General features: G+C 64.1%; 18 protein-coding genes. 8 read left to right on the top strand and 10 right to left on the bottom strand.

All coding sequences use genetic code 11. The features are described 5' to 3' along the window. Positions 1–16 precede the first annotated feature (16 nt). The 5 genes from WA950_RS10005 to WA950_RS09985 all read right to left on the bottom strand — a co-directional run bounded on the left by WA950_RS10005 (position 17) and on the right by WA950_RS09985 (position 2,789). Complete coding sequence (locus WA950_RS10005; RefSeq protein WP_424551575.1) at positions 17–634, bottom strand: hypothetical protein; 618 nt, start codon at positions 632–634, stop codon at positions 17–19. 83 nt (positions 635–717) lie between these two features. After that, positions 718–843 carry a type B 50S ribosomal protein L36 gene (gene ykgO / locus WA950_RS10000; protein WP_119256688.1) on the bottom strand — a complete coding sequence of 42 codons (126 nt, stop codon included), beginning with the start codon at positions 841–843 and terminating at the stop codon, positions 718–720. A gap of 169 nt (positions 844–1,012) precedes the next feature. Next, entirely contained in the window at positions 1,013–2,071 is a 1,059-nt protein-coding gene (locus tag WA950_RS09995; RefSeq protein WP_424551561.1) for a 5-(carboxyamino)imidazole ribonucleotide synthase, read from the bottom strand. Next, a complete protein-coding gene (purE, locus tag WA950_RS09990) occupies positions 2,068–2,535 on the bottom strand; it encodes a 5-(carboxyamino)imidazole ribonucleotide mutase (RefSeq protein WP_160785349.1) in 468 nt (155 codons plus the stop codon). Before purE ends, WA950_RS09995 begins: the two co-directional genes overlap by 4 nt. A 50-nt stretch (positions 2,536–2,585) precedes the next feature. Further along, a complete protein-coding gene (locus WA950_RS09985) occupies positions 2,586–2,789 on the bottom strand; it encodes a YdcH family protein (protein WP_424551560.1) in 204 nt (67 codons plus the stop codon). Positions 2,790–3,006: 217 nt separating this feature from the next. Here WA950_RS09985 and WA950_RS09980 point away from each other — a divergent pair, with 217 nt between their 5' ends. Further along, positions 3,007–3,180: a YdcH family protein gene (locus tag WA950_RS09980; RefSeq protein ID WP_424551559.1), complete on the top strand. Its 174-nt coding sequence runs from the start codon at positions 3,007–3,009 to the stop codon at positions 3,178–3,180. A gap of 193 nt (positions 3,181–3,373) precedes the next feature. Here the strand turns inward: WA950_RS09980 and WA950_RS09975 are convergent, their stop codons facing one another. After that, entirely contained in the window at positions 3,374–3,634 is a 261-nt protein-coding gene (locus WA950_RS09975) for an ArsR/SmtB family transcription factor (protein ID WP_313196478.1), read from the bottom strand. 62 nt (positions 3,635–3,696) lie between these two features. Continuing rightward, entirely contained in the window at positions 3,697–4,467 is a 771-nt protein-coding gene (locus WA950_RS09970; RefSeq protein WP_424551558.1) for a sulfite exporter TauE/SafE family protein, read from the bottom strand. A gap of 92 nt (positions 4,468–4,559) precedes the next feature. Between WA950_RS09970 and WA950_RS09965 the strand changes: the two genes are divergently transcribed. From WA950_RS09965 to WA950_RS09940, 6 genes are all read left to right on the top strand, one after another. Further along, positions 4,560–5,213, top strand: a complete 654-nt coding sequence (locus tag WA950_RS09965) for a thiamine phosphate synthase (RefSeq protein WP_424551557.1) — start codon at positions 4,560–4,562, stop codon at positions 5,211–5,213. 51 nt (positions 5,214–5,264) lie between these two features. After that, entirely contained in the window at positions 5,265–6,362 is a 1,098-nt protein-coding gene (locus tag WA950_RS09960; RefSeq protein WP_424551574.1) for a tetratricopeptide repeat protein, read from the top strand. 180 nt (positions 6,363–6,542) lie between these two features. Further along, positions 6,543–7,343 (top strand): inositol monophosphatase family protein, encoded by an 801-nt coding sequence (locus tag WA950_RS09955; protein ID WP_424551556.1) that lies wholly within the window; start codon positions 6,543–6,545, stop codon positions 7,341–7,343. A 110-nt stretch (positions 7,344–7,453) separates the two neighbouring features. Continuing rightward, complete coding sequence (locus WA950_RS09950; RefSeq protein ID WP_424551555.1) at positions 7,454–8,533, top strand: flagellar motor protein MotA; 1,080 nt, start codon at positions 7,454–7,456, stop codon at positions 8,531–8,533. Between the two features lie 2 nt (positions 8,534–8,535). Then, positions 8,536–9,567, top strand: a complete 1,032-nt coding sequence (locus tag WA950_RS09945; protein WP_424551554.1) for a peptidoglycan -binding protein — start codon at positions 8,536–8,538, stop codon at positions 9,565–9,567. 97 nt (positions 9,568–9,664) lie between these two features. Further along, the gene (locus WA950_RS09940; RefSeq protein WP_424551553.1) at positions 9,665–11,308 is read left to right on the top strand and encodes an FAD-binding dehydrogenase; all 1,644 of its coding nucleotides are present in this window, start codon (positions 9,665–9,667) and stop codon (positions 11,306–11,308) included. Positions 11,309–11,333: 25 nt separating this feature from the next. Here WA950_RS09940 and WA950_RS09935 read toward each other — a convergent pair whose 3' ends face one another. Together WA950_RS09935 and WA950_RS09930 are read right to left on the bottom strand one after the other, a co-directional pair. Next, positions 11,334–12,326: a Bug family tripartite tricarboxylate transporter substrate binding protein gene (locus WA950_RS09935; RefSeq protein ID WP_424551552.1), complete on the bottom strand. Its 993-nt coding sequence runs from the start codon at positions 12,324–12,326 to the stop codon at positions 11,334–11,336. A 75-nt stretch (positions 12,327–12,401) separates the two neighbouring features. Beyond that, positions 12,402–14,225 carry an ABC transporter transmembrane domain-containing protein gene (locus WA950_RS09930; RefSeq protein ID WP_424551551.1) on the bottom strand — a complete coding sequence of 608 codons (1,824 nt, stop codon included), beginning with the start codon at positions 14,223–14,225 and terminating at the stop codon, positions 12,402–12,404. A 190-nt stretch (positions 14,226–14,415) separates the two neighbouring features. Between WA950_RS09930 and rpmE the strand changes: the two genes are divergently transcribed. Next, positions 14,416–14,637, top strand: coding sequence for a 50S ribosomal protein L31 (gene rpmE / locus WA950_RS09925; RefSeq protein WP_306032346.1), 222 nt, complete (start codon positions 14,416–14,418; stop codon positions 14,635–14,637). Positions 14,638–14,785: 148 nt separating this feature from the next. On the opposite strand, the gene WA950_RS09920 is transcribed toward rpmE, so the two are convergent. Further along, on the bottom strand, positions 14,786–15,304 hold the full coding sequence (locus WA950_RS09920) for a DUF1465 family protein (protein WP_424551550.1): 519 nt from the start codon (positions 15,302–15,304) through the stop codon (positions 14,786–14,788). Positions 15,305–15,627 lie beyond the last annotated feature (323 nt).

Genomic DNA, 15,627 nt, shown 5'->3' with positions numbered 1-15,627 from the left:
GGATCACCAGCCGGGGTCAGGTACGCTGGCCGGTCAGTTTTTCTGCGAGGTCTCCAAGCTCCTTCTGCGCCTGCCGCTCGGCCGGGTAGATGTCGAGGAACTGTTCCCAGGCCTTGAGCGCCATCTCGTCATGGCCGCTCTGCGTCATGATCGCGGCCATGCCGGCGAGCGCGCCGAAATGGCGGGGCTCGATCCGCAGCACCTGGTTTATGTCGGACATGGATTTGCGGTAGTTGTTCATCTTGAAGTGGAGGGTCGCGCGCCGGTTCCAGCCTTCGACATAGTCGGGCTTCAGGCGAATCGTCTCGTCGAGAAAATCGAGCGCGGCCGCGTTCTTTTCCTCGGACATGGCCTTGTCGGCCCACTGGATGAGAAGATTGATGCTGGCGCTGCCGGAGTCCTGCCATTCACGGCGGATCTGGTCGGCGATGCCTTTTGCCGCATCCGCATCTTTCTCGCGCTTCAGCTCGGTAAAGAGCTTGTCGATCCGCTGGGCCGGCGTGGTGAACGCACTGGCGGAGGCGTCCAGAGACGCCTTGTCGGCCGTCTGCGCAAGGGCAGCTGTCGGTGCGGAGCCGATGAAGGAGAGGGAGAGGATGAGAGCAGCAAGCATGAAAAAGCGCATGGCGGTTATGGTAAACCGCCATGGCCAAACTTCAAATAGGATTCTGTCGATCATCACTGCCCGGTTGAGGGGCATGCGACCACGACGCCTGTTCAGCCCTGACGAGCCTTGAAGCGCGGGTTCTGCTTGTTGATGATGTAGACGCGGCCCTTGCGACGAACGAGGCGGTTCTCGCGATGACGAGCCTTGAGCGACTTGAGCGAATTCTTGATCTTCATTTTTTCGATCCGCGTATTGCAGGGCGACTCGAGTTCGCCGGATTTCTTCAATCAAAAACGCGCCGTCTCGGGCGCGCTTTCGGGTTGGCAGGCATGTAACCTGTGGCATTTCCGCTGTCAACCGCAGGCCGCGGAATTTCCGCGATATAGCCCGGTTTTCCAGACTCTGTCAGTCGAAAATCTGGGTGATATGACCCATTTTTCGGCCGGGCCTTGCTTCCGTCTTGCCATAGAGATGGACGAGCACGCCGGGTCTGGCGAGCCAGGCGGGAACGTCGTCGATATCGTCGCCGACGAGATTCTGCATCACGCAGTCCGAATGGCGGCGGGGATCGCCGAGCGTGTGGCCGGCAACCGCGCGGATGTGCTGCTCGAACTGCGAGACGACGCAGGCCGCCTCAGTCCAGTGGCCGGAATTGTGCACGCGGGGCGCGATTTCATTCGCGACGAGCCCGCCATCCGGCAGCACGAAGAATTCGACCCCGATGACGCCGACATAGGAAAGGCTGTCGAGAATCGCACGTGCGCCCTTGCGGGCCTGGTCGGCCGTCGCCTCGCTGACGCGGGCCGGCAGGGTGGAAGTGTGCAGGATGCCGTTCTGGTGGACGTTTTCCGCCGGATCGTAACAGGCAATGGTGCCGTCGCGGTCGCGCGCGGCAATGATGGAGATTTCACGCTCGAAGGACACCAGGCTTTCGAGAATCAGCGGCACGCCGCCAAGCGCCTCGAAGGCGCCTTCCCGGCTTTCGGCGGGCGAGCGGAAGAGCCGCTGTCCCTTGCCGTCATAACCGAGCCGGCGCGTCTTGAGCACGCCCACGCCGCCGAAGCGGTCGAGTGCGGCTTCGAGATCGGCCTGGCTGTCCACGGCGGCAAAATCGGCGGTGACGATGCCGCAGTCACGGATGAAGCTCTTTTCGATGAGCCGGTCCTGCGAGACTTCGAGCGCGCGTGGCGGCGGGAACACCGGTACGCTGCCCGCCAGCGCCTCTGCGGCGGAAACCGGCACGTTCTCGAACTCGTAGGTCACGACGTCGCAAAGGCGGGCAAGTTCGGCGAGCGCTTCCGGGTCGTCATAGGCTGCGACGATCTGCGCATTGGCCACCTGGGCGGCCGGACAATCGGCTTGCGGCTCGAGGATGACGGTGCGCAGGTTGAGGCGCGCGGCGGCCATGGCGAGCATGCGGCCGAGCTGGCCACCGCCGATGATGCCGATCGTGCGGGCGCTCATAGCGGGCCGTCCACGGGGTATTCGGCAACGGCGTTCGACTGGTTCTCACGCCATTCGTCGAGGCGATGGGCAAGCTCGGGGTCGCTGAGGGCGAGCACCGCGGCGGCCAGCAGGGCGGCGTTGACCGCGCCGGCCTTGCCGATGGCCAGCGTGCCGACGGGAATGCCGGCGGGCATCTGGACGATGGACAGCAGGCTGTCCTGGCCGGACAGCGCCTTGGATTGCACCGGAACGCCGAAGACCGGCAGTGGCGTCATTGCAGCCGCCATGCCGGGCAGGTGCGCCGCGCCGCCGGCGCCGGCGACGATGACCTTGAAGCCCTCGGCCTTGGCCCCGCGTGCGAAGCTATAGAGCCGGTCGGGCGTACGATGTGCCGATATAATACGGGCCTCGTAGTCGACGCCGAGCGCATCGAGCGTATCGGCGGCATTCTTCATCGTCTCCCAGTCAGACTGGCTTCCCATGATGATGGCGACGGGGGGCGTTTCTGTCGTGTCCAAAGTACTCGTCCGTTTCAGGCGATGATGTCGGGAATGATCTGGTCTTCCAGCTTGGAAATGGTGTCCTTCAGGATCAGTTTCTTCTTCTTCATGCGCTGGATCCTGAGCGCTTCGCAGCCGATCTGGATCATGGCGTTGATCGCGGCGTCGTAGTCTTCGTGCTCCTGGCGCAGCCGTGCAACGGCCAGCCGCAATTCAGCCTGATCCTGGTCTGCCATGCTATTCGTTCCCCGTCGTCGGAGGCGCGGCTAACCCGTGCTCCCCAGCCTGTATGAAAGGCTGCTCCTATCACGAAAACCCCGGTAACGGGAAGTTATCCTTCGCCACGTTTTCGCCTTCGACAAATGAAAAATGGCATGGCACACTGAAACTGTTGCAACCTGGACCACCCGGCATGAAAATGACCGGGTGCAAGCAAAAGGAAGGAACTGTCACATGACGATTGAGGCTCATCTGGCTACGCTGGAAAAGAAGCATGTCGCTCTGGAAGAAGAGCTCCACGCCGCCATAACGCGTCCCTCTTCCAAGGATCAGACGATCGCGGACATCAAGCGTCGCAAGCTGCGCATCAAAGACGAGATGGAGCGTCTTCGCTCCTCGGCTCACTGAAAAGACAGGGATTTTTCCAAGCGCATTTATAAAGGGAGCCAGTCGCGGAAGAAACGGTCTGTATGGGAGGACCAGGGCAGCAGCCCCTTTCGCGAAACCGCTCCCGAAGGACGAAACGATAGATGTCGATACGCCCTGGCCCACCACAATGGTGCGCCAGGGCGTTCTGTTTCAGGATGGGACGCCGGATCGGTCAGGACCAGAACTGGTCGAGCCACAGATTGAGCCTGTCGAAGCCCCTGGCGTTGATCGCGTAGATGCGCCTGGTGCCTTCGGCCTTCACGCTGACAAGGTTGGAATCGAGCAGCGCCTTCAAATGCTGCGACACCGCCGGGCGGCTGATCGGCAGGCCTTCGGACAGTTCGTTGACGGTGCGCGGGGCACGGCGCAACTCCTCCAGCAGGAACCTGCGGTTGGGATCGGCAATCGCAGCGAAGGGGTCCGGGTGCGCCATGGCCGAACGCTATGGCAAAGCAGCACCTGCGGCAAGGTTTTTGTGCGCCGCGAAGGGGCGGTTCAGAGGAAGGCCGCCGCGCCGTCATAGGCGAGTTTCAGGCCCGCGATGAAGGCCATGGCATACATGAAGGGATAGAAGACATCCGGCTTCATGCGCTTGACGGCGAAACCGCCCAGCGCCGTTGCCGCGATGGCAAGCGGGAAGAGCGTTGCGGAGATCGTCAGGTTCGTCATGTCGAGCTGGCCGAGCGCGAAATAGGGGCCCACCTTGATGAAGTTGAGAATGGCGAAGAAGCGCACGGCCGCGCCGGTATAATCGCGTGGCGGCAGCTTGAGCGGCAGGCCGTAGACCTGGAACGGGGCACCGCCCGCATGGGCGACGAAGCTGCCATAGCCGGAAAGCGTGCCGAAGAAGGCCGCCGGAACGAGCCGGTGCGGCTTGGCGTGGATGACATGGCCGTGGCGCACCCGCCAGCTGTTGTAGAAGTAGCGAAGCGCAAAGAGCACGGTGATGAGGCCGATGATGAGGCGCAGCGCGTCGCGCGGCACATAGGCGGAGGTCGCCCAGCCGATCGCAAGGCCGACAAGCGCGCCCGGCAGCAGCATTTTCAGGAGCGTGCGTTCATTGTGATGGCGCCAGATCCACAGCGAGACGCAGTCCATCACCAGGAGGATCGGTAACAGGATGGCGGCGGCCTGCACCGGCGGCACGGCCATGGCCAGCAGCGGCACGCCCATCAGGGCGAGGGCCTCGCCCATGCCGCCTTTTGTCAGGCCGACGAGCAGGACGGCAGGAATGGCGGCATAATAGATGGTAGGGTCGATGGACATGGAAGGCGATTGATCCTGTTCGTCCTTCCGTCTAACCGCTTTGATCTGTTATGACGAGCCCAACCATAGCCAACCCAAGGAAGTGCCCATTCATGTCCAATGCCCTGACCCGCTGCCGCCTGGTGCTGATCCTCCCCGAGGGCGAGGACCTTTCCGCGCGCGCCGCGATGCTGGAGGGCGCGCTGAAGGGCGGCGATGTCGCCTCGGTGATCCTGCCGCAATACGGGCTCGATGACGGCCAGTTCCAGAAACATGCCGAAGCCCTGGTGCCGATCGTGCAGAATGCGGGCGCCGCAGCGCTGGTCGCCGGCGATACGCGCGTTGCCGGCCGGGTGAAGGCAGACGGCATTCATGTGACGGGCGGGGTCACGGAACTGGGCGAAGTGATCGAGAAGTTCACGCCGCAGTTCATCGTGGGCGGCGGCAATGCGACCGACCGGCACAAGGCGCTGGAAGTTGGCGAGGTACAGCCGGACTACGTCTTCTTCGGTAAGATCGGCGGCGATATCAAGCCCGAAGCCCACCCGAAGAACGTCGCGCTCGCCGAATGGTGGGCCTCGATGATCGAAATCCCCTGCATCGTGCTTGGCGGCTCGGATCCGCAATCGGCGCTTGTCGTTGCCGAGTCCGGCGCGGAATTCGTGGCGCTCGACAAGGCGGTGTTCGCCGATCCGGCGCAGGCGCCGCATGTGGTTGCGGTCGTCAATGCTCTTCTTGACGAAAAAGCGCCACGGTTTGAGCAATAGTAGGCGCGCATGATCAGGGCCGTCCTCTCGCACGCTTGCCGTATCGCGCCGATGGCGCTTGTCGCCACCGGTATTTTCGCGGCCGCCCCCGCCCTGGCGGAAGCGGCCCGGAAGGGTCCCTCCGTCACCGCCGATGACACGACGACGCCGGCAATAGACCCGGCGAACGGCGTGCAGCCGGGGTTCACCAAGGAAGTGCCAGAGGCGAAGAAGGACGATGAAAAACCGTCCGACGGGCCGTCCGGCGGCCTCTCCGTGCTCGATCGCATGGGGGCGGACTTGCCGGATTTGCCGGCGGAAAAGCCTTTTACCGGCAAGGTCGATGAAGCCTATGGCGCGTTCCAGCGCGGCCGCTATCTGACGGCGATGGAACTGGCGCTGCCGCGCGCGCAACTCGGCGATCCGGCGGCACAGACACTGGTGGCCGAAATCCTCGACCGGGGTCTCGGCGTCAAGCGCAACCGCGAGCAGGCCATATTCTGGTACGGGCAGGCCGCCAATGGCGGCGATCCCACCGGCATGTTCAAATATGCCGTCCTTCTCATGGAGCGTTCCGGCTCGAAGGATGATCGCAAGAAGGCCGACGAACTGATGAAGAAGGCCGCCGATCTGGGCAATGCCTCGGCGCAGTTCAATTTTGCCCAGGTGCTGGTGGCCGACAGCCCCGGCGAGCCGGGTCTTCGCGCGGCAATGCCGTACTATGAGAAATCCGCCGAGCAGGGCATTGCGGATGCTCAATATGCGCTGTCGCAGATCTACATCAACCTGAAGGACCTGCCGGAAGAGAAGACGAAACGGGCCCGCGAATGGCTGTTGCGTGCTGCCCGCGCCGGTTTCGATACGGCCCAGCTCGACCTCGGCATCTGGCTGGTGAATGGAATCGCCGGCGAACGCGACTACGATGCCGGCTTCAAATGGGTAAAGCGGGCGGCGGAGGGCGGTAACCCGGTTGCCCAAAGCAAGCTCGCGCAGCTCTATATCCACGCCATCGGCACCAAGTCAGATCCGGTCGAGGCGGCGAAATGGTTCGTGCTGGCGCGCCGCGCCGGGCTCAACGATCCCTCGCTGGAAGATTTCTATCTCGGCCTCAACGACGAGCAGCAGAAGGCGGGAGTGGCGGCGGCGAACAAGTTCCGCACGGGTACTTGAGCGCCCGCATTTCCCCCGTTGCAGGATCGTGCCCCCTGCCTTGCGCTCAGCGCAGGGGCGCAAGGCTTGAAACTTTGAGGAATTTGTGGTCTTGAAGCCGCACATTCGGTCCGGTGCGTTTGCGCGCCGCGGCTCCTGCCGTCCCGAAGCATCCGGACATTCCCGAAGGACTTAAGTTACATGGCTCGTTCAGCTCTTCTCAACGTCATGGTTCAGGCCGCTTTCAAGGCAGGCAAATCGCTCTCGCGCGATTTCGGCGAAGTGCAGAACCTGCAGGTCTCGCTCAAGGGGCCGGGCGACTATGTTTCCCAGGCCGACCGCAAGGCGGAAAAGCTGATCCGCGAGGAGCTGATGAAGGCTCGTCCGACCTATGGCTTTCTCGGTGAGGAATCCGAGGAGATCATCGGCACGGACGGCGCGCATCGCTGGATCGTCGATCCGCTCGACGGCACGACCAACTTCCTGCACGGCATGCCGTGCTTTGCGGTTTCCATCGCACTGGAGCGCAATGGCGAGATCGTCGCGGCCGTTCTGCTGAACCCGGCGACGGACGAACTCTTCACGGCCGAGCGCGGCGGCGGCGCCTTCCTCAACGACCGGCGCCTGCGCGTCGCGGCCCGCAAGAGCCTGTCGGATACCGTCATCGGTTGCGGCATGCCGCATCTCGGCCGCGGCAACCATGGCAAGTTCCTCATCGAGCAGCGCCATGTGATGGGCGAAGTCGCCGGCATGCGCTGTCTCGGCTCGGCGTCGCTCGATCTTGCCTATGTCGCAGCCGGCCGTCTTGACGGCTACTGGGAGCGGGGCCTGTCCGCCTGGGACATCGCAGCCGGCATCCTCCTGATTCGCGAAGCCGGCGGCTACGCAACCGACTTCGACGGCGGCAACGGCATGTTCGAAACCGGTTCGATCGTCTGCGGCAACGAATATATCCACAAGGCGCTGCGCGAAGTGCTGCACCGCCCGGTGCCGACGCGCTGACGGGATGACGCCGGCGGCGCTTTCACGCGCCGCTGTTGCTGCTAAGCCCTTCAATTCGGCGCAATCTTCCTCTAGTCTCCGCCCCGACGAGGAAGCGGAGATGCGACTACATGGCTAAGCTGGCGCTGTCGGGTTGGGGAGGGTCGGCCGAGACCGGCGACGACTACCCGCACAAACTCTCGAGCCCCATGGCCTTCTTCTGGACGATGGTGATCTTTCTCATCATCGTCGGCTTCGTGGCCGCCATCCTTTTCCGGCAGGCGCAATCGGCCTTTCTCAGCAATCCCGGCCTCAACGGCCTCATCCTCGGCGTGCTGCTGATCGGCATTCTGCTGGTGTTCAACCATGTGCTGGCGCTTCGGCCGGAGGTACGCTGGTTCAATTCCTTCCGCGCGGCAGGCAGCGCCGAGAAGGTCGGGCGCGACCCCCTCCTTCTTGCGCCGATGCGCGCGCTGATCGGCCGCCACCACTCGGTGGCGCTCTCCACGACGACCTTGCGGTCGATCCTAGATTCCATCGCGACGCGCCTCGACGAATCGCGCGACACGTCCCGCTATCTCATCGGCCTGCTCGTCTTCCTCGGCCTGCTCGGCACCTTCTGGGGCCTGCTCGGCACGATCGGCTCGATCAGCGCGGTCATCCAGTCGCTCGATGCCGGTGGCGGCACGACGAACGATATCCTGACAGCCCTCAAGCAGGGCCTCTCCGCGCCGCTCGACGGCATGGGCACGGCTTTCTCGACCTCGCTTTTCGGCCTGTCCTCCTCGCTCATCCTTGGCTTCCTCGACCTTCAGGCCGGCCGTGCGCAGAACCGCTTCTATACGGAACTGGAAAACTGGCTTTCCTCGGTGACGGATGTGGGCTCCGAATTCCAGCCCGTCGGCGACATGACGGCAAACTCCTCCGCCGATGTGCAGGCACTAGCCGAGCAGATCCTGAAGCTTGCGCACGAGGGCGGCGGGAGCAACCGTTCCACCGCCGCCATGGCGAGCCTTGCGGAAGGCATCCAGGGGCTCGTCAAGAACATGCGTAGCGAGCAGCAGATGCTGCGTGACTGGATCGAGGCGCAGCAGGAAGAATCGAAGGCGCTGCGCCGCACGCTTGACCGGCTTGCCGCGCGGAACGGTGAAAAGGCTGCCGAGCGCACGGATCGCGCCGCTGAAAAAGTCCAGACGGCCGGGGGCGAATAGCCATGGCGCTCGCCCGCAACCGGCGCAGCCAGCGCTCGGTCGACTACTGGCCGGGCTTCGTCGATGCATTGTCGACGCTGCTGCTCGCCATCATGTTCCTGCTCACGGTTTTCGTGCTGGCGCAATTCTTCCTCAGCCGCGAGATTTCCGGCAAGGACGACGTACTCAACCGGCTGACCAGCCAGATCAACGAGCTCACGCAACTTCTGGCGCTGGAAAAGAGCGGCAAGCAGGATCTGGAGGACGTGCTCGCCAATCTCCAGGCTTCGCTTGCCCAGTCCGAGACCGACCGGACGCGCTTGCAGCAGTTGCTTGACAGCGGTTCGGGCGCATCCGCCGCGGCGAGCGCGCGTGTCGCGACGCTGGAAGGCGAGCTGGATTCGGAAAAGCAGATGAGCGCGCGGGCGCTGAGCCAGGTCGAACTGCTCAACCAGCAGATCGCGGCGCTGCGCAGCCAGATCGCGGCCGTGGAGGAAGCGCTTCAGGCCTCGGAGGCCAAGGACAAAAGCTCGCAGGTGAAGATCGCCGATCTCGGCCGACGCCTCAACGTGGCGCTGGCGCAGCGCGTGCAGGAGCTTAACCGCTATCGCTCCGATTTCTTCGGTCGCCTGCGTGAAATCCTCTCCGACCGGGAAAACATCCGCATCGTTGGCGACCGCTTCGTCTTCCAGTCGGAAGTGCTGTTCCCCTCGGGCGGCAGCGACCTCAACGAGGCCGGGCAGGCGGAAATGGGCAAGCTGGCCACGGCGCTGCTCGATCTTGCGCGGGAAATACCCTCCGAGATCAACTGGGTGCTGCGCGTCGACGGCCATACGGACAATGTGCCGCTTTCCGGCGCGGGGCGCTATCGCGACAACTGGGAGCTTTCGTCCGCCCGTGCGACCTCGGTGGTGAAGTACCTGATTGCCAATGGCGTGCCGGCCAACCGGCTCGTTGCGGCCGGTTTCGGCGAATACCAGCCGATTGCCGAGGGCGGGGACGACAAGGCGCGCGCCACCAACCGCCGCATCGAGCTGAAGCTCACCGAAAGATAGCCGCTATCGCCCGGCATCCGCCGCGCCCTCTCCGGCGTGTTGATCTTACGCATACGTGCGCGTAAGTTTTCTTCCTGATGTAGCGGGAGGCGGTGCGGTGGATTGCGATCTTCTGGTGATCGGGGCAGGCCTTGCCGGTCTCGTTGCAGCGACGGAGGCGGCCGGACGTGGCCTCAAGGTGATCGTCCTCGATCAGGAGGGCGAGCAGAACCTTGGCGGTCAGGCATTCTGGTCGCTCGGAGGCCTCTTCTTTATCGACAGTCCCGAACAGCGGCGGATGCGCATCCGCGACAGCATCGACCTCGCCCGACAGGACTGGCACGGCTCGGCCAGCTTCGACCGGCAGGAGGACTACTGGCCCCGCCGCTGGGCGGAAGCCTATCTGGATTTTGCGAGCGGCGAGAAGCGCGCCTGGCTGCACGCCATGGGCATGCGCTGGTTCCCGGTCGTCGGTTGGGCCGAGCGCGGCGGCGGGCTCGCCACCGGCCACGGCAATTCCGTGCCGCGCTTTCATGTGACGTGGGGCACCGGCCCCGGCGTGCTGGCGCCCTTCCTTCGTCGCGCAGAGGAACTGCGCGCATCCGGCGTGCTCGCATTCCGCTTCCGCCATCGGGTCGATGGCCTGATCATCGAGGGCGGTGCGGTCGTCGGCGCGCACGGCGCGGTGCTCAAGCCGGATGGCGCTGAACGGGGACGCTCGACCTCACGCGAGGTCGTGGGCGATTTCAGCATTCGGGCCGGCGCGGTTCTGGTTTCTTCCGGCGGCATCGGCGGCAATCATGATCTGGTGCGGCAGAACTGGCCGCGCGAGCGCCTCGGCGACCCGCCGGGCTTCATGGTGAGCGGCGTGCCGGATCATGTCGACGGGCGCATGCTGGGGATTGCGCAGCAGGCCGGCGGCTCGGTCATCAATGGCGACCGCATGTGGCACTATACGGAAGGGATCAGGAACTGGGATCCGATCTGGCCGGGCCACGGCATCCGTATCCTGCCCGGACCGTCGTCGCTCTGGCTCGATGCGCGCGGACGGCGGTTCCCGGCGCCGGCCATGCCGGGCTTCGATACGCTGGCGACGCTGAAGGCGATCCGTGCGACCGGCCACGACCATAGCTGGTTCATCCTGACGAAGTCGATCATCAAGAAGGAATTCGCGCTGTCCGGCTCGGAGCAGAACCCGGACCTGACCGGCAAGAACATTCCGCTGCTCCTGAAGCGTCTCGGCAGCAACCCGCCCGGCCCCGTGCAGGCCTTCATGGACAAGGGCGCGGATTTTGTGGTGCGCACCGATCTTGGCGATCTTGTCTCCGCGATGAATGCACTGACCGACGAACCGTTGCTGGATGTGGCGCAGGTGCGGGCCGAGGTGGAGGCGCGCGACCGCGAGATCGCGAACCTCTTCTCGAAGGATGCGCAGGTCACCGCCATCCGCGGCGCGCGCGCCTATCTCGGCGACAGGCTGATGCGCACGGCGCGGCCGCACCGTCTGCTCGATCCGAAGGCCGGGCCGCTGATCGCCGTGCGTCTCAACATCCTGACGCGCAAGACGCTGGGCGGGCTCCAGACGGACCTGTCCGGCCGGGTGCTGGAACTGTCCGGAAAGCCGGTGCCGGGCCTGTACGCGGTGGGCGAGGCGGCCGGTTTCGGCGGCGGCGGCCTGCATGGCTACAACGCGCTGGAGGGCACCTTCCTTGGCGGGTGCCTCCTTTCCGGCCGCATCGCGGGCAGGGCGGTCGGCGCCTGACAGCGCCGACCGGACTGGCTGGCGATCAATCCATCTGGATATTGGCGCCTTCGACCACCGGCTTCCATTTGGCAAGCTCCGCCGTAACGTGTTTGCCGAGCTCTTCCGGCGTCGAGCCGACGATCGTTGCGCTGAATTCCTTCATGCGTTCGGCGACCGCCGGGTCCTTGAGTGCGTTGTTCGCCGCTTCGTTGAGCTTTGCGACCACTTCCGCCGGCGTGCCGGCAGGGGCGAAGAGGGCGTTCCACGTATAGGTCTCGTAGCCGGGAATGCCGGCTTCGGCGACTGTCGGCACATCCGGGAAGGAGGCGGCGCGTTCCTTTGTCGTGACGGCGAGGGCGCGCAGCGTGCCGGCCTTGATGTGGCTGGAAGAGGACGGCAGGTTGTCGAACATAATGGGGATCTGGTTGCCGATCACGTCGTTGAGCGCCGGGCCGGAGCCCTTGTAGGGCACATGCTGCATGCTGACGCCGGCCATGCTCTTGAAGAGTTCGCCGGAAAGGTGCAGCGGCGTGCCGTTGCCGGAGGAGGCGTAGCTGTAGCCTTCCGGCTCGGCCTTCAGCAGCGCCAGAAGCTCCTCGACGGTCTTGGCCGGCAATTCCGGATTGACCACCAGCACGTTCGGCACGATGACGAGCAGCGAGACCGGTGCAAAATCCTTTTCCGCATCATAAGGCTTGGTTTTCAGGATCAGCGGGTTCAGCGCATGGGTGGCGACGGTCGCCATCAGGATCGTGTAGCCGTCCGGGTCGGCACGGGCCACGCGGTCCGCCCCCAGGCTGCCGCCCGCTCCGCCGACATTTTCAACGACGATCTGCTGGCCGAGGTTTTCCGACATCTTCTGGGCGATGATGCGGGCGACGACATCCGTCGAGCCGCCGGCCGCAAACGGCACGACGAGCGTGATGGTCCGGTCGGGGAATTGCTGGGCGCTTGCGGGTATTCCCAGCGCCAGTGATGCGAGCACGGTGGTGCCAAGTGCAATGAGGGTACGGCGGGTGATCGTCGAAAATGCCACGTTGTTCTCCTCCCGAGGTGACGTGAAGTCGCCACCTCAGGATAGGGCGCCAGCGCCGCGCGGCAAGGGCTTCGATCAGCCGACCGCGCGTTCTTCCTCGAGGAAGGCCTGGCCGCCATGGTCGAACTGAAGCCGGGCGAGGCGGGCATAGAGGCCATCCTGCCGGATGAGCGACTGGTGCGTGCCTTCCTCGACGATGCGGCCGTCTTCCATGACGAGGATGCGGTCGGCCTTCAGCACGGTGGCGAGGCGGTGGGCGATGATGATCGTCGTGCGCTTGCCCATCTGTCCGTCGAGCGCCTTCTGCACCAGGGTTTCGCTTTCGGCGTCGAGGGCGGAGGTCGCCTCGTCGAGCAGCAGCAGCGGCGCATCCTTCAGGATCGCGCGGGCAATGGCGATGCGCTGGCGCTGGCCGCCGGAAAGCGTGACGCCGCGCTCGCCGACCATCGTGTCATAGCCCTTGTCCAGCCGTTCGATGAACTCTTCCGCCTGTGCGGCTTTCGCCGCGGCGCGGATCGCCTCGTCGCTGACATCGAGCATGCCGAAGGCGATGTTGTCGCGGATCGTTGCAGCGAAGATGGTCACATCCTGCGGCACCAGCGCGATGCGGCGGCGCAGTGCTTCCGGGTCGGCGGTGCGCAGGTCGACGCCATCGAGAAGGACGGTGCCGGAATCGGGATCGTAGAAACGCAGGATGAGCGAGAAGATCGTGCTTTTGCCGGCGCCGGAGGGGCCGACGATGGCGACGGTCTCGCCCTGCTTTACCGCGAAGTCGAGGCCGTTGATGCTGCGATAGCCGGGACGTGCCGGGTAGGAGAAGTGGACGTCCCTGAAGGCGATCTCGCCGCGCGCGGGCATCGGCAGTGCCACCGGGCTGGCGGGTGCGGTGATGGCCGGCGGCTCGGCGAGCAGTTCGCTCAGGCGTTCGGCAGCGCCGGCGGCCTGTGAAAGTTCGCCCCAGACTTCCGAAAGCGCCCCGAGGCTGCCGGCGGCAAAGACCGCATAGAGCAGGAACTGGCCGAGCGTTCCGGCGGAAAGCGTGCCGGACAGGACGTCCCGTGCGCCGAACCAGAGTACGGCGACGACAGAGCCGAAGATCATGGCGATGGCAAAGCCGGTCAGCAGCGAGCGGGCGCGGATGGCGGAGCGGGCTGCCTCATAGGCGCTCTCGACATTGCCGAAGAAGCGCGTACGGGCCGCCTCTTCCGCGTTGAAGGCCTGAAGCGTGCGGGTGGCGCCGATCGCCTCGCCGGCATAGGCCGAGGCGGCGGCAAGCGTATCCTGCGCCTCGCGCGACCGGCGGCGCACCGAGCGACCGAAGGCGACCAGCGGGAAGACGATGACGGGAATGGCGGCGATGACGAGGCTGGAAAGCTTCGGGCTCGTATAGACCATCATGCCGATGGCGCCGAAGCAGAGGATCAGGTTGCGCAGCGCGACCGAGGCGGTGGCGCCGACGGCGGACTTGATCTGCGTGGTGTCGGCAGTCAGGCGCGAGACGATCTCGCCGGACTGGTTGACGTCGAAGAAGGCGGGCGAGAGCCTGGTCACATGGGCGAAGACATCGCGGCGAAGATCGGCCACGATTCGCTCGCCGAGCGTGATGACAAAGTAGTAGCGCATGCCGCTGGCCAGGGCGAGCATACCGGCCAGCGCGAAGAGCATAGTGAAATAGGTATTGATGAAACCGAGATCGGCGCCGGAGAAGCCGTGGTCGATCATGCGGCGCACGGCGATCGGCAGGATCAGCGTCGTCACGGCAGCCATGACGAGCGCGACCAGAGCCCCGCCGACCAGGCCGCGATAGCGGCGGATATAGGGAGCAAGCCTGCCCAGCGGACGAATGTTTTGACGCGCGGGCTTTTCCTGCGCGACGTGCTCTCTGTCTGTGGACACCATACCCCCGTTTCCAGTGCCTAGCGGCACGAATTGTCTTTCGGCTCTTGTTATCCAGACGGCCTTCATGTATAGGCTCGCCATCGAATTGGGAAGCCGTAGGTCCGACCGACCGCGGCTTCATTTACGTCTTTGGCCGCGCTGCCGCAATCCATTGCGACAAATGGCCCCCGGAACAGGCAGGAAGAGTGTCATGAAGGCTGATATCCATCCCGACTACCACATGATCAAGGTCGTCATGACTGACGGCACCGAGTACGAAACCCGCTCGACCTGGGGTTCGGAAGGCGCAACGATGAACCTTGAAATCGATCCGAAGTCGCACCCGGCATGGACCGGCGGCAACCAGCAGATGCTGGACCGTGGCGGCCGCGTTTCCAAGTTCAAGAAGCGCTTCGAAGGCCTCGGCCTCTAATCTTTCTGCGTCGCAGACGATTTCAAGGACCCGGCTTCAGGCCGGGTTTTTTGTTGCCTGAATTTGGGGAATGCTGCCCCTCATTCCCCCGCGAACAACAAAAAACCCGGCCGGAGCCGGGTTCGTATCGTCGTGCCTGCTTTGGCGCTCAGTTGTTGCCGAAGGCGGTCTGCAGCAGGTTGAGCTGGGCCTGGACGCTGTTCTGGTTGTCCGGCTGAAAGGTCTGGACGTCCTGCGGGCGGTAGATCTCGCGGTCGAGCAGGGCGATGCGGTTCTGCAGGCGCAGCGAGCGCTCGATGAGGTCGCGGAAGGCTTCCGGCAGGTCGTTCCAGCCGGGTGCGGTCTTGTCGACGTTGAAGCTGTCGAGGCGGACCTTGTTCTTTTCGGACAGGACCTGCTCGCGGTTCATCTCGCCATTGTTGACGGCGCGCTGGAGCAGGAGCCAGGAGGCCATCTGCATCAGGCGGGTGGTGAGGCGCATCGATTCTGCCGCATAGAGCACCGAGGCCATGCGCGGCAGGACCTTGGACGCCTGGCGACCGACGCCGTCGAGATAGCTGGCGGTCTCTTCGACCAGGCCCATGCCCTCCGCGTACAGGGACTTGAATTGCGCCGAAGACGCAACGTGGCCAGCAAAGCTGACGGTATTCAATCCTCTTTCGGACATGGTTTGATCCCTGTTGAACGCATCACAATGCAGGTAACGGAAGGTTGGCCCGAGGTGTTCCAAGTGGCCGGTCTATGTCTTGAGGATGATGCCATAACCTAATTCGCGCAAGGGTATTCTTAAGAAAGGGTTAATCTCCACAATTCTTTCACGGCGGGTGTTCCAGACCGATTCCGGGGGAACAAAAAAAGAGCCGCAGAAAGCGGCTCTAAAGGTAAAACAGGGAGAAAAATCAGACCGATGCGCCAAAGGACGAAAATGTCTGAACCCGGAAGGACCGGATGTGCGAGTAATAACATGTAAGGCTTAATGGCCGGTTAACT

The sequence above is a fragment of the Shinella sp. genome (assembly GCF_049651085.1).
Taxonomy (GTDB): domain Bacteria; phylum Pseudomonadota; class Alphaproteobacteria; order Rhizobiales; family Rhizobiaceae; genus Shinella.
Note: the sequence above shows the minus strand (reverse complement) of the source record. Positions and strands in the feature narration are given on the sequence as shown.